Source organism: Pseudomonas sp. 21LCFQ010 (genome assembly GCF_024129905.1).
Classification (GTDB): Bacteria; Pseudomonadota; Gammaproteobacteria; order Pseudomonadales; family Pseudomonadaceae; genus Aquipseudomonas.
Window position 1 is genome coordinate 218,391 of record NZ_JAMYDZ010000001.1, and the last position, 13,303, is coordinate 231,693.

12 protein-coding genes are annotated in these 13,303 nt (G+C 62.3%); 10 read left to right on the forward strand and 2 right to left on the reverse strand.

The annotated features are described in order from the left end of the window. Positions 1-48 precede the first annotated feature (48 nt). Positions 49-927: a LysR family transcriptional regulator gene (locus tag NJC38_RS01105; protein ID WP_045490084.1), complete on the reverse strand. Its 879-nt coding sequence runs from the start codon at positions 925-927 to the stop codon at positions 49-51. Positions 928-1,116: 189 nt separating this feature from the next. Here NJC38_RS01105 and leuC point away from each other — a divergent pair, with 189 nt between their 5' ends. The 10 genes from leuC (at position 1,117) to NJC38_RS01155 (ending at position 12,094) form a co-directional block, all read left to right on the forward strand. Then, complete coding sequence (leuC, locus tag NJC38_RS01110) at positions 1,117-2,541, forward strand: 3-isopropylmalate dehydratase large subunit (RefSeq protein ID WP_253110487.1); 1,425 nt, start codon at positions 1,117-1,119, stop codon at positions 2,539-2,541. A 10-nt stretch (positions 2,542-2,551) separates the two neighbouring features. Next, positions 2,552-3,193, forward strand: coding sequence for a 3-isopropylmalate dehydratase small subunit (gene leuD, locus NJC38_RS01115; protein WP_045490090.1), 642 nt, complete (start codon positions 2,552-2,554; stop codon positions 3,191-3,193). Positions 3,194-3,331: 138 nt separating this feature from the next. Then, complete coding sequence (locus tag NJC38_RS01120; protein ID WP_045490092.1) at positions 3,332-4,096, forward strand: class I SAM-dependent methyltransferase; 765 nt, start codon at positions 3,332-3,334, stop codon at positions 4,094-4,096. A 63-nt stretch (positions 4,097-4,159) separates the two neighbouring features. Then, on the forward strand, positions 4,160-5,242 hold the full coding sequence (gene leuB, locus NJC38_RS01125; protein WP_045490094.1) for a 3-isopropylmalate dehydrogenase: 1,083 nt from the start codon (positions 4,160-4,162) through the stop codon (positions 5,240-5,242). A 66-nt stretch (positions 5,243-5,308) separates the two neighbouring features. Beyond that, positions 5,309-6,421, forward strand: a complete 1,113-nt coding sequence (gene asd, locus NJC38_RS01130) for an aspartate-semialdehyde dehydrogenase (RefSeq protein WP_045490095.1) — start codon at positions 5,309-5,311, stop codon at positions 6,419-6,421. 606 nt (positions 6,422-7,027) lie between these two features. Beyond that, a complete protein-coding gene (locus tag NJC38_RS01135) occupies positions 7,028-8,023 on the forward strand; it encodes a 2-dehydro-3-deoxygalactonokinase (RefSeq protein WP_253110489.1) in 996 nt (331 codons plus the stop codon). Between the two features lies 1 nt (position 8,024). Further along, complete coding sequence (locus NJC38_RS01140; protein WP_253110492.1) at positions 8,025-8,651, forward strand: 2-dehydro-3-deoxy-6-phosphogalactonate aldolase; 627 nt, start codon at positions 8,025-8,027, stop codon at positions 8,649-8,651. Positions 8,652-8,704: 53 nt separating this feature from the next. Then, a complete protein-coding gene (gene dgoD / locus NJC38_RS01145) occupies positions 8,705-9,853 on the forward strand; it encodes a galactonate dehydratase (protein ID WP_045490104.1) in 1,149 nt (382 codons plus the stop codon). Between the two features lie 60 nt (positions 9,854-9,913). Next, positions 9,914-11,224 (forward strand): MFS transporter, encoded by a 1,311-nt coding sequence (locus NJC38_RS01150; RefSeq protein ID WP_253110495.1) that lies wholly within the window; start codon positions 9,914-9,916, stop codon positions 11,222-11,224. An 81-nt stretch (positions 11,225-11,305) separates the two neighbouring features. Next, entirely contained in the window at positions 11,306-12,094 is a 789-nt protein-coding gene (locus NJC38_RS01155) for an IclR family transcriptional regulator (protein ID WP_045494592.1), read from the forward strand. On the opposite strand, the gene NJC38_RS01160 is transcribed toward NJC38_RS01155, so the two are convergent. Next, positions 12,095-13,147: an NAD(P)-dependent alcohol dehydrogenase gene (locus NJC38_RS01160; protein ID WP_253110498.1), complete on the reverse strand. Its 1,053-nt coding sequence runs from the start codon at positions 13,145-13,147 to the stop codon at positions 12,095-12,097. Positions 13,148-13,303: the final 156 nt, after the last annotated feature.

The following is a 13,303-nucleotide window of genomic DNA, read 5'->3' on the forward strand; positions in this document are numbered from 1 at the left end:
CTGTATGAATAAAGCTGGTAATTCGATCGTTCAGCGTCCGGTAGCCCTTCAATGAGGGCTGGCTTGTGCGTCGAGCAGGGCCATGAACGCTCTGGCGGCATTGGATAGCGTGCGCTCGGTGTGCAGGATGTAGCCTAGCTGGCGATTGAGCTGTATGCCCGGCAACGGGATGCGTGCCACTTGTTCGTCGAGCATGGTGCGCGGCAATACACTCCAGGCCAGGCCAATGGAGACCATCATCTTGATGGTTTCCAGATAATTGGTGCTCATGGCGATGTCCGGCTTCAGGCCGCGGGCCTCGCACAGGCCGCTGACAATATGGTGGGTAAAGGTGTTGCCGCCGGGAAACACCGCCGGATAGCGCACAATGTCTTCCAGGCTTACCGGCCCGCTGTTGGCCAGCGGATGTTCCGGGGCGGCGACGAAGTCCAGCGGGTCCTCCCAGACCGCGACCGCCCGCACCAGAGTATGGGGCGTGGGCGCCAGGGTGATCACCGCCAGTTCCGCGCGGCCATGGAGGATTTCTTCGTAGGCGATTTCCGAGTCGAGAAACTGGATGTCGAGCGCCACCTGCGGATACAGCCGGGTAAAGGTGCGCAATACCGGTGGCAGACGGTGCAGGCCGATATGGTGGCTGGTCGCCAGGGTCAGCCGGCCGCTGATCTCGCCGGTCAGGTTGGTCAGTGCCCGCCGGGTATCGTCCAGCACGTTTAGAATCTGATAGGCGCGGGGCAGCAAGGCGCGGCCGGCCTCGGTCAGGCTGACTTCCCGGCCGAGGCGGTCAAACAGACGCACGTCGAGTTGCTGTTCCAGTCCTGCGATGCGTTTGCTGATGGCCGGCTGGGTCAGGTGTAGGCGTTCACCGGCACCGGAAAAGCTGCTGGTTTCGGCCACAGCAATAAAAGCGTTGAGATTGGCGAGATCCATGACGACGGATTCCAGTTGGTTATCCAAAGCATAAAAATTATGAATTGGAGTTATTTAAGCACATTCCATAGCATTGTCCGCACAAGCCAAGGGGTCATCGAGCACGATCACCCAAGGGGCTTCTAAAACGCAGGTAGTTTTTAGAGGTGCCCTCAAGGCATAGAAAGACGTTGATGAGGATACCGTCCGATGGCTGGCAAAACGCTTTACGACAAGTTGTGGGATTCCCATGTGGTCAAAGAACGCGACGACGGCTCGTCGCTGATCTATATCGACCGCCATATCATCCATGAAGTGACCTCGCCGCAGGCGTTCGAAGGTCTGCGCCTGGCTGGCCGCAAGCCATGGCGGGTAGACTCGATCGTCGCCACCCCGGACCACAACGTACCGACCACCGCCGAGCGCAAGGGCGGTATCGAGGCGATTGCCGACCAGGTCTCGCGTCTGCAGGTCCAGACTCTGGACGATAACTGTGACGAATACGGCATCACCGAATTCAAGATGAACGACCTGCGCCAAGGCATCGTCCATGTGGTCGGTCCGGAGCAAGGGGCCACCTTGCCCGGTATGAGCGTGGTCTGCGGCGACTCGCATACCTCGACCCACGGCGCTTTCGGTGCGCTGGCCCACGGTATCGGCACTTCGGAAGTCGAGCACGTGATGGCCACCCAATGCCTGGTCGCCAAGAAAATGAAAAACATGCTGGTGCGGGTCGAAGGCACGTTGCCGTTTGGCGTGACCGCCAAGGATATCGTCCTGGCTGTGATCGGCAAGATCGGTACCGCTGGCGGCAACGGCCATGCCATTGAGTTCGCCGGTAGCGCGATCCGTGACCTGTCGATCGAAGGCCGCATGACCATCTGCAACATGTCCATCGAAGCCGGTGCCCGTGTCGGTATGGTTGCCACCGACGAGAAAACCCTGGCGTACGTCAAGGGGCGTCCATTCTCGCCCAAGGGCCAGGACTGGGACCGTGCGGTTGAAGTATGGAAAGACCTGGTGTCTGACGCCGATGCCGTGTTCGACACCGTGGTCGAGCTGGACGCAGCGCAGATCAAGCCGCAAGTCAGCTGGGGCACTTCTCCGGAGATGGTTCTGGCCGTTGATGACAATGTGCCGGACCCGGCGCAGGAGCCGGACCTGGTCAAGCGTGGCTCTATCGAGCGGGCGCTGAAATACATGGGCTTGAAAGCCAACCAGCCGATCACCGATATCAAGCTCGACCGTGTGTTTATCGGCTCGTGCACCAACTCGCGGATCGAAGACCTGCGCGCTGCTGCAGAAATCGCCAAGGGCCGCAAGGTTGCCGCCACGGTCAAGCAGGCCATGGTGGTGCCAGGTTCTGGCCTGATCAAAGAGCAGGCCGAGAAAGAAGGCCTGGACAAGATCTTCATCGAAGCCGGTTTTGAATGGCGTGAGCCAGGCTGCTCGATGTGCCTGGCCATGAACCCTGACCGCCTGGGCTCTGGCGAACACTGTGCGTCGACCTCGAACCGCAACTTCGAAGGTCGCCAGGGCGCCGGTGGGCGTACCCACCTGGTCAGCCCGGCGATGGCCGCGGCGGCGGCGGTGACCGGTCGTTTCATTGATGTTCGCGAATTGATCCAGCACTAAGGAGTCCAGCATGAAAGCCTTTACCCAGCTCAACGGCCTTGTGGCACCTCTGGATCGTGCCAACGTCGACACCGATCAGATCATCCCCAAGCAGTTTCTCAAGTCGATCAAGCGCACCGGCTTCGGTCCGAACCTGTTCGACGAATGGCGCTATCTGGACGTGGGCCAGCCTTATCAGGACAACTCCAAGCGTCCGGTCAACCCGGAGTTCGTGCTTAACCACGCGCGCTATCAGGGTGCCAGCGTGCTGCTGGCCCGGGAAAACTTCGGCTGCGGTTCCAGTCGTGAACACGCACCGTGGGCGCTGGAGGAATACGGCTTTCGCGCCATCATCGCGCCGAGCTATGCCGACATCTTTTTCAACAACAGCTTCAAGAACGGCATGCTGCCGATCATCCTGACCGAGCAGGAAGTCGACGAGCTGTTCAAGCAGGTTGAGGCCGAGCCAGGTTATCAGTTGAGCATCGATCTGCAGACCCAGACTGTGACTCGTCCTGATGGCAAAACCTACAGCTTCGAAGTCGATGCGTTTCGCAAGCATTGCCTGCTCAACGGCCTGGACGACATCGGTCTGACCCTGGTCGACGCCGATGCCATCCATGCGTTTGAAGCCAGGCATCGTGCCAGCCAGCCGTGGCTGTTCCGCGACTGACAAAACCTGCAACTAATGTTCTGCCCCGTGGTAGGAGCGGCTTTAGCCGCGAAGAGCCATTCGCGGCTAAATCTATTCGCGGCTAAAGCGGATCGCCGCCCGGCCGCTCCTACCGCATTTCACCCAAGGATCCAGGCCATGACCCAATCCGTGCATACCCAGGTTGTCCAGCGTCAATTCGGCGAGCAGGCGTCTGCCTATCTGAGCAGTGCCGTACATGCCCAGGGCAGCGAGTTTGCGTTGTTGCAGGCCGAGGTGGCCGGGCGCAGTGACGCGCGGTTGCTGGATCTGGGTTGCGGTGCGGGCCACGTTAGCTTTAATGTCGCCGCCTCGGTGGGGGAAGTCGTGGCCTATGACCTCTCCCGGCAAATGCTGGATGTGGTCGCGGCGACCGCGCAGGATCGCGGTTTTAGCAATATCCGCACGCAACAAGGCGCCGCCGAGCAGTTGCCATTCGCCGATGGCGAGTTTGATTTTGTGTTCAGCCGTTACTCGGCGCATCACTGGAGCGACCTGGGCCTGGCCCTGCGTGAAGTGCGGCGGGTGCTCAAGCCGGGCGGGGTGGCGGCGTTTGTCGATGTGATGTCGCCGGGCAGCCCGTTACTGGATACCTATTTGCAGAGCGTCGAAGTGCTGCGTGACACCAGCCACGTGCGTGATTATGCGGCGGCCGAGTGGCTGCGTCAGGTCAGCGAGGCGGGGTTGTTCACCCGCAGTCACAGCCGCCAGCGGCTGCGCCTGGAGTTCACTTCCTGGGTTGAGCGCATGCGCACCCCGCAGGCCATGCGGGTAGCCATCCGCGAGCTGCAACAGGCGATGGGCGCCGAGGTTCGCGAGTATTTCGAGATTGAGCAAGATGGCTCGTTCAGCACCGATGTTCTGGTGCTGTGGGCCGAGCGATAAGTTTTTGCCCGCCCGCAGCGTTTACTTAAAGCGCGTTGCGCGGCGCACACTACCGAGGATGTTATGAGCAAGCAGATTCTGATTCTCCCAGGCGACGGTATCGGTCCGGAAATCATGGCCGAAGCGGTCAAGGTGCTGGAGCTGGCCAACGAAAAATACAGCCTGGGCTTTGAGCTGAACTTCGACGTGATCGGTGGCGCGGCCATTGATAAGCACGGCGTGCCGCTGGCTGACGAAACCCTGGAGCGCGCCCGTGCGGCCGACGCGGTGTTGCTGGGTGCGGTGGGCGGTCCGAAGTGGGACACCATTGAGCGCGACATTCGTCCTGAGCGCGGCCTGCTGAAAATCCGTTCGCAACTGGGCCTGTTCGGCAACCTGCGCCCGGCCATCCTGTATCCGCAACTGGCCGAGGCGTCCAGCCTCAAGCCTGAAATCGTGGCCGGCCTGGACATTCTGATCGTCCGTGAGCTGACCGGCGGCATCTACTTCGGCGCACCACGCGGCACCCGCGAGCTGGAAAACGGCGAGCGCCAGTCCTACGACACTCTGCCATACAGCGAAAGCGAAATCCGTCGTATCGCCAAGGTCGGCTTCGACATGGCCCGTGTGCGTGGCAAGAAGCTGTGCTCGGTCGACAAGGCCAACGTTCTGGCGTCCAGCCAGCTGTGGCGTGAAGTGGTCGAGCAGGTTGCCAAGGACTACCCGGACGTCGAGCTGAGCCACATGTACGTCGACAACGCCGCCATGCAACTGGTGCGTGCGCCCAAGCAGTTCGACGTGATCGTCACTGACAACATGTTCGGCGACATCCTGTCCGACGAAGCCTCGATGCTTACCGGCTCGATCGGCATGCTGCCATCGGCGTCGCTGGATTCGAACAACAAGGGCATGTACGAGCCTTGCCACGGTTCGGCTCCGGACATCGCCGGTCAAGGCATTGCCAACCCGCTGGCAACCATCCTTTCGGTATCGATGATGCTGCGCTACAGCTTCAATCTGACCGATGCCGCCGATGCCATCGAGAAGGCCGTCAGCGTAGTCCTGGATCAGGACCTGCGCACCGGTGATATCTGGTCGCAAGGCAAGCAGAAGGTCGGCACTCGTGAAATGGGTGATGCGGTAGTCGCGGCGCTGCGAAATCTGTAATCTCTCTGGCCCGCCGTTGTTTGCCTGGGGTAACGCGGCGGTCCCACTTTTAGTTAAGGTGTTGCGATGAAACGTGTAGGTCTGATCGGTTGGCGTGGCATGGTCGGTTCCGTGCTCATGCAGCGGATGCGTGAAGAACAGGACTTCGACCTCATTGAACCGGTGTTCTTCACCACCTCCAATGTGGGTGGTGAGGCCCCGTCGGTAGGCAAGGACGTGGCTCCTCTGAAAGATGCGTACAGCATCGAAGAGCTGAAAACCCTCGACGTCATCCTGACCTGCCAGGGCGGCGACTACACCAACGAGGTGTTCCCCAAGCTGCGTGAAGCCGGCTGGCAAGGCTACTGGATCGACGCGGCGTCGAGCCTGCGCATGCAGGACGACTCGGTGATCGTGCTCGACCCGGTCAACCGCAAGGTCATTGACCAGCAGCTCGATGCCGGTACCAAGAACTACATCGGCGGCAACTGCACCGTCAGCCTGATGCTGATGGGGCTGGGCGGTCTGTTCGAAGCCGGTCTGGTCGACTGGATGACGGCCATGACTTACCAGGCGGCTTCCGGTGCCGGCGCGCAGAACATGCGTGAGCTGATTCGCCAGATGGGCGGCATCAATGCGGCGGTCGCCGATGACCTGGCCAACCCGGCCAGCGCCATCCTCGACATCGACCGCAAAGTGGCCGAGGCCATGCGCAGCGATGCGTTCCCGACCGAAAACTTCGGCGCACCGCTGGCCGGCAGTCTGATCCCGTGGATCGACAAAGAGCTGCCAAACGGCCAGAGCCGCGAAGAGTGGAAGGCCCAGGCCGAGACCAACAAGATCCTGGGCCGCTTCAAGAACCCGATCCCGGTCGACGGTATCTGCGTGCGCATCGGCGCCATGCGCTGCCACAGCCAGGCGCTGACCATCAAGCTGAACAAGGACGTGCCGATCGCCGACATCGAAGCCTTGATCAGCCAGCACAACCCTTGGGTCAAGCTGGTGCCGAACCACCGCGAAGCCAGCATCAAGGAACTGAGCCCGACTGCCGTGACCGGCACCATGAGCGTACCGGTTGGCCGGTTGCGCAAACTGAACATGGGTTCGCAATACCTGGGCGCCTTCACCGTAGGCGACCAACTGCTGTGGGGCGCGGCCGAACCGCTGCGTCGCATGCTGCGCATCCTGCTGGAGCGTTGATACCCGGCTACGGCCCCGTATCAGCCAAACCCGCGCCCTGAGAAGGCCGCGGGTTTTTTTATGGGCGCAGATTCTCGCCGCCGCCGCCGCCGCCGCCGTTGCCGTTGCCGTTGCCGTTGCCGTTGCCGTTGCCGTTGCCGTTGATTTTGATCTTCGTACAGAGATGGCACAAACGACGCGAATCGCGATTTGGGCGCTGACCGAGGGTAGGCGTCGATTCGGGGGAGAAACTGGCAGGGAAGCCAGTTTCAGGTGCGCTGGGCAGGGATGCCCATCGCGCCGGCCCCCGAATCAATGCCGGACGGAGGGAAGTTCGCCCGCAGGGCGGACCCAAGCCAGGAGCAAGCGGTTTTCCCCTATTTTGCCAAGCACAAAATAGGGCCGCCCGTCGGGGCGAAACCCGCAGTCCAGGCAACCGCGGCAATGATCCTTGCACAAAACGAAAGACCAGTTCGCGGCTAAAGCCGCTCCTACGCGGCCATTTCAAATCATTGCGGCGCATCATTAAATCCCTATATATGGGATATTAATTTATATATTGAGATTTAAGCCGCTCCGGGTTTATAGTCCGCCTCGCAGTCACTTAGAAAAACAACAGGTGAAGCGATGCAGGCGCAACTCATAGCGCTCGACTGGGGGACCACCTCCCTTCGGGCCTACCGACTCGGCCACCAAGGCCGGGTACTCGAACAACGCTCCCTGAGCGCAGGCATCATGCAACTGCCTGACACGCCCCGGCAGATCGCCGGGCACCCATGCAACAACGGATTCGAACTGGCCTTCGATCAGGCCTGCGGCGACTGGCTGGATGCCGAGCCGCACCTGCCGGTGATTGCCTGCGGTATGGTCGGCAGCGCCCAGGGCTGGCGCGAAGCCGCCTATCAGCCAACCCCGGCCAGCCTTGACGCCCTGAGCGCCACACTCACCACGGTGCGCAGCGTGCGGGGCGTCGACATCCACATCATTGCCGGGGTGATCCAGCACTCGGCACTGCCTAACGTCATGCGCGGCGAAGAGAGCCAGGTGCTGGGCATCCTCGCCGGGCAGGGCAATGCTCAGCCACTGCTGATCGGCCTGCCCGGCAGTCACAGCAAATGGGTCCGGGTCAGCGAAGGGCGAATTGTCCACTTCGATACGTTCATGACCGGCGAGGTCTACGCCGCGCTGTGCGCCCACACCTTGCTGGGCCGCACCATGCAGCCGGGCGGCGAGTTCAACGTGCAGGCCTTCGAGCAAGGCGTTGCGGTGGCGTTATCCAGTGCAGGCCAGGCCGGTCTGCTGTCGACCATCTTCAGCAGCCGCACCCTCGGCCTGACCGGGCAACTGGCACCCGGCGCCCAGCCTGACTACCTGTCTGGGCTGCTGATCGGCCACGAACTGGCGGGTCTTTGTGCCTCGTTGCACCAGCAGCAGGCGCCGTTACCGGCCGTGGTGCTGGTGGGCAGCGACAGCCTGTGCCAACGCTACCGGCAGGCTCTGGCGCTGGCCGGTTTTTCCTCCGTGACGCTGGCCGAGCAGGCCACCGAGCGCGGTCTCTGGCAGGTGGCGCGGCAGGCTGGCCTGTTGAGCTGCGCCGATTCTGTTTTGCTCAAGGAGCTCTGACATGTTTTTGCAAGCACTCAACAGCAACGGCCTGGTCGCGATCCTGCGCGGCCTGCGTCCCCAGGAAGCGCCAGCCATCGGTGAAGTGCTGTACGAGGCGGGCTTTCGGGTCATCGAGGTGCCGCTCAATTCGCCATCGCCGTTCGACAGCATCAGCCTGCTGCGGCGCAGCCTGCCCGCCGACTGCCTGGTCGGTGCCGGCACAGTGTTGCAGCCCGCGCAGGTGCAGCAGGTCAAGGACGCCGGAGGCCAGTTGATCGTGATGCCGCACAGCGATGCCGCTGTGCTGCGTGCCGCTAAAGCGGCCGGGCTGTTCCTGTCGCCCGGTGTCGCCACGCCGACCGAAGCATTCGCCGCGTTGGCCGAGGGCGCTGACGTTCTGAAGCTGTTCCCTGCCGAGCAAATGGCGCCGGCGGTGGTCAAGGCCTGGCTGGCGGTGCTGCCGGCGGGCACCGTGTTGCTGCCGGTGGGCGGCATTACGGCGGACAACATGCAGCCCTGGCTGGACGCCGGCGCGCGGGGCTTCGGGCTGGGCTCCGGGCTGTTCAAGCCGGGCCTGAGCGCCGCTGAGGTCGCCAGCCGCGCCCAGGCGTATGTCGCGGCCTGGGCTCGCAGCAGCGCCGCTTAATTTTCTGGCGGGCGCGGTAGGCGCTCGCATCGATAACAAGAGAGATCACAACGATGAAAATCACCAAACTGACCACCTTTATCGTTCCGCCACGCTGGTGCTTCCTCAAAGTCGAAACCGACCAGGGTGTGACCGGTTGGGGCGAGCCGGTGGTCGAAGGGCGTGCCCACACCGTTGCTGCGGCAGTGGACGAGCTGTCCGATTACCTGATCGGCAAAGACCCGCGCAATATCGAAGACATCTGGACCGTGCTCTACCGTGGCGGCTTCTATCGCGGCGGCTCGATTCATATGAGTGCGCTGGCCGGTATCGACCAGGCACTGTGGGACATCAAGGGTAAGGCGCTGGGCGTCTCGGTCAGCGACCTGCTCGGTGGCCAGGTGCGTGACAAGATCCGGGTCTATTCGTGGATCGGCGGTGATCGCCCGGCCGATACTGCCCGCGCGGCCAAGGAAGCGGTGGAGCGGGGTTTTACCGCGGTGAAGATGAACGGCACCGAAGAGCTGCAGTTTCTCGACACGTTCGACAAGGTCGACCGCGCGCTGGCCAGCGTGGCCGCGGTGCGCGACGCGGTGGGGCCGAATGTCGGTATCGGCGTGGATTTCCATGGCCGGGTGCACAAGCCGATGGCCAAGGTACTGATGAAGGAGCTGGACCCGTTCAAGCTGATGTTCATCGAAGAGCCGGTGCTCAGCGAGCACTATGAGGCGCTCAAGGAACTGGCGCCGCTGACCAGTACACCGATCGCGCTGGGCGAGCGGCTGTTCTCGCGCTGGGACTTCAAACGAGTGCTCAGCGAAGGTTACGTCGACATCATCCAGCCCGACGCCTCGCATGCCGGCGGCATCACCGAGACCCGCAAGATCGCCAACATGGCCGAAGCCTACGATGTGGCGCTGGCCCTGCATTGCCCGTTGGGGCCGATTGCCCTGGCCGCGTGCCTGCAGCTGGATGCGGCTTGCTACAACGCCTTCATCCAGGAGCAGAGCCTGGGCATCCACTACAACGAAAGCAACGACCTGCTCGACTACGTCAAACACCCGGAAGTCTTCGACTACGAAGCCGGCATGGTGAAAATCCCCAACGGTCCGGGCCTGGGTATCGAAATCAACGAAGCGTACGTGCGCGAGCGCGCAGCCGTCGGCCATCGCTGGCGCAACCCGATCTGGCGGCATGCTGATGGCAGCTTTGCCGAGTGGTAAGAGGCGACCTGAAGTGCGGTACTACACAAACTCATACAACTCCAATAAGAGGCAAACCTCATGAGTTCCCGGGCATTCGAATCGGCGGCGTCGCTGGCCACGCCGACCCGCAAACGCTATTTCATCATGGTGCTGTTGTTCATCACTGTGGTCATCAACTACCTGGACCGCAGTAACCTGTCGATTGCCGCACCGGCGCTGACCAGCGAGCTGGGTTTGACGCCGGTCGAGGTCGGCCTGATCTTTTCCGCGTTCGGCTGGACCTACGCGGCCATGCAATTGCCCGGCGGCTGGCTGGTCGACCGTGTACCGCCACGGATTCTCTATACCGTGGCGCTGATCTCCTGGTCGGTGGCGACGGTGATGCTGGGTTTTGCGGCCAGCTTCATTGCCTTGTTCGTGTTGCGCATGGCGGTGGGGGCGCTGGAGGCCCCGGCCTATCCGATCAATAGCCGGGTGGTGACCTCGTGGTTCCCTGAGCGCGAGCGGGCCACGGCCATCGGCTTCTACACCTCCGGGCAGTTTGTCGGCCTGGCATTTCTGACTCCGGTACTGGCCTGGCTACAGGCCCATTACGGCTGGCACATGGTATTTGTGGCCACCGGTGCAGTAGGTATTCTCTGGGGCGTGATCTGGTATCTGGTGTATCGCGAACCGCGCGACTTCAAGGGCGCCAATAACGCCGAGATTGAGCTGATTCGCGAGGGTGGCGGGCTGGTGGATATCCAGGCTGATACCGCCAGGCAAAAGGCCGGGTTCAAGTGGGCCGATCTCGGCATCGTGCTCAGTCAGCGCAAGCTGTGGGGTCTCTATCTGGGACAGTTCTGCCTGAACTCGACCCTGTGGTTCTTCCTGACCTGGTTCCCGACCTATCTGGTCAAGTATCGCGGCATGGACTTCATCAAGTCCGGGTTGCTGGCTTCGTTGCCGTTCCTGGCAGCGTTCGTCGGCGTGCTGTGTTCGGGGTTCTTCTCCGACTGGCTGATCCGCCGCGGCCACAGCGTGGGGCTGGCGCGCAAGCTGCCGATCATCACTGGCCTGCTGATCTCCACGACCATTATCGGTGCCAACTACGTGGACTCGACCGGGCTGATCATCGCCTGCATGGCGGTAGCCTTCTTCGGTAATGGCCTGGCGTCGATCACCTGGTCGCTGGTATCGACCGTTGCGCCGGCGCGGCTGCTGGGCCTGACAGGGGGCACCTTTAACTTCATCGGCAACCTGGCGGCCATTGCCACGCCGATCATGATCGGTTTTCTGGCCACCGGTGATTCGTTCGCGCCGGCCATTACCTACATCGCCTGCCTGGCGTTGTTGGGGGCGCTGTCGTACATCCTGCTGGTGGGCAAGGTCGAGCGGATCGAGCTTTAGCGGCTGGTTCTGAGGCGGCTAGATGCCCATAATGCTGCCAGCTTTTTTGACGGAACCAGACCTGATATGGACAAGGCTTCAATGGCAGATGCCGATAAAGAACCGGCGCTGGCGGGCACGCAGACTCTGGTGCGTGGCCTGGCCGTGGTTCAGGCAGTCGCGGCAGGTGCCCGGGACCTCAAAGACATCGCCAAGGCAATGGGTACCACCCGCAGCACCACCCACCGGTTGGCCAGTTGTCTGGTGCTGGAGCGCTATCTGCGGGTGGTGCCGCAGGTCGGCTACCTGCTCGGCCCCAAGTTGATCGAGCTGGGCTTCCAGGCCCGGGAAGAATTGCCATTGGCGATGCTGGCCAGGCCCTATCTGGACCGGCTTTCGGAACTGACCGGCGATACCGTGCATCTGGCTGTGCGCGACGGCGATGAGGTGCTGTACCTGCACAAGAATCCAGGGCGCAACGGCCCGGAGATGCGCTCGCGGGTCGGGCACCGCATGCCATTGGTGCGCACCGGGATCGGCAAGGCGTTGTTGCTCGACAGCGCCGAGCAGGAATGGCAGCGGCTGTTCGACATCAGCCAGCCGGTCGCTGGCCGTGCCTCGACCTTGCCGGCCCATGAGCCGCAGACCTGGGAGCAGTTGCGCCAGCGCCGCGAGGAGTATGTGCAGGGCGGCTATGCCTTCGACCTGGAAGACAACGAGCCGTCGATCCGCTGCGTTGCGGCGCCGGTGCGTGACGCCAGCCGACAGATCGTGGCTGGCATCAGCATCGCCAGCACTGTGCCGTATATGCCGCTGGAAAAAATGGCCGAACTGGTGCCGCTGATCAAAGACCTGGCGGCGCAGCTGTCGGCCGAACTGGGTGCGGTGTGATCAGGCCTTGAGCGTCGCCATGTCGATGACGAAGCGGTACTTCACGTCACCAGCCAGCATGCGTTCGTAGGCCTGATTGATGTTGCGGATGTCGAGCATTTCGATATCGCAACGGATGTCGTGTTCAGCGCAGAAATCCAGCACTTCCTGGGTTTCGGCGATGCCGCCGATCAGTGAACCGGCCAGTACCCGGCGTTTCATGACCAGGTTGGCGGCATGTACCGGTGGGTCGATCGGTTCGATCAGGCCGACCAGAATGTGCACGCCGCCGAAGGTCAGGGTGTCCAGGTAGGGATTGAGGTCGTGCTGCACCGGAATGGTGTCGAGCAGGAAATCAAAGCGGCCGGCGGCGGCTTTCATCTGCTCGGCATCGGTGGACACGATCACATGGTCGGCACCCTGACGGCGTGCCTCGGCCGCTTTGCTGGCAGAGCGGGTGAACAGCGTGACCTCTGCGCCCATCGCCTTGGCCAACTTGATCCCCATGTGGCCCAGGCCGCCCATGCCCAGCACGCCGACCTTGTGCCCGGCGCGCACGCCATGGAGCTTGAGCGGCGAGTAGGTGGTGATGCCGGCGCACAGGATCGGCGCCGCGGCTGCCGCATCGAGTTGTTCCGGGATGCGTACGACGAAGTGTTCGCTGACCACGATGCTGCTGGAGTAGCCGCCCATGGTGTTGCTGCCATCGACCCGGTCCGGGGTGGCGTAGGTCATGGTCGGGCCTTCCAGGCAGTATTGCTCAAGGTCTGCCTGGCAGGCGCTGCAGGTGCGGCACGAGTCGACCATGCAACCGACACCGACCAGATCACCGGTCTTGTAGCGGGTGGCCTGCGGACCGGTGGCAGTGACCCGGCCGACGATTTCATGGCCGGGCATCAGCGGGTAGACGGCAATCCCCCATTCATTGCGGGCCTGGTGAATATCTGAGTGGCAGACGCCGCAGTAGAGAATTTCGATGGCCACATCGTCAGCGCGCAAGGCGCGACGTTCGAAGGTCATCGGTGCCAGTGGCGCGGTAGGGGATTGAGCAGCGTAACCGATAGCGGTGTACATCAGAGGGCCTCGCAAATGACAAGCTGTTGAGGCGGTGCATTGTCGTGCGCTACGCCGCGCCCGGCGATGGCGAATTCTCCGTGATTCTTGCCTGATTCTCCGGAGTATGCCGTATCGCTGCTCAGATCTGCGATGATAGGCGTGTCTGTTTCTCTG

Bases quoted from the DNA above. Each gene is read 5' to 3' on its own strand.
- NJC38_RS01105 (WP_045490084.1), bottom strand. From the start codon at position 927: ATGGATCTCGCCAATCTCAACGCTTTTATTGCTGTGGCCGAAACCAGC.
- leuC (WP_253110487.1), top strand. From the start codon at position 1,117: ATGGCTGGCAAAACGCTTTACGACAAGTTGTGGGATTCCCATGTGGTC.
- leuD (WP_045490090.1), top strand. From the start codon at position 2,552: ATGAAAGCCTTTACCCAGCTCAACGGCCTTGTGGCACCTCTGGATCGT.
- NJC38_RS01120 (WP_045490092.1), top strand. From the start codon at position 3,332: ATGACCCAATCCGTGCATACCCAGGTTGTCCAGCGTCAATTCGGCGAG.
- leuB (WP_045490094.1), top strand. From the start codon at position 4,160: ATGAGCAAGCAGATTCTGATTCTCCCAGGCGACGGTATCGGTCCGGAA.
- asd (WP_045490095.1), top strand. From the start codon at position 5,309: ATGAAACGTGTAGGTCTGATCGGTTGGCGTGGCATGGTCGGTTCCGTG.
- NJC38_RS01135 (WP_253110489.1), top strand. From the start codon at position 7,028: ATGCAGGCGCAACTCATAGCGCTCGACTGGGGGACCACCTCCCTTCGG.
- NJC38_RS01140 (WP_253110492.1), top strand. From the start codon at position 8,025: ATGTTTTTGCAAGCACTCAACAGCAACGGCCTGGTCGCGATCCTGCGC.
- dgoD (WP_045490104.1), top strand. From the start codon at position 8,705: ATGAAAATCACCAAACTGACCACCTTTATCGTTCCGCCACGCTGGTGC.
- NJC38_RS01150 (WP_253110495.1), top strand. From the start codon at position 9,914: ATGAGTTCCCGGGCATTCGAATCGGCGGCGTCGCTGGCCACGCCGACC.
- NJC38_RS01155 (WP_045494592.1), top strand. From the start codon at position 11,306: ATGGCAGATGCCGATAAAGAACCGGCGCTGGCGGGCACGCAGACTCTG.
- NJC38_RS01160 (WP_253110498.1), bottom strand. From the start codon at position 13,147: ATGTACACCGCTATCGGTTACGCTGCTCAATCCCCTACCGCGCCACTG.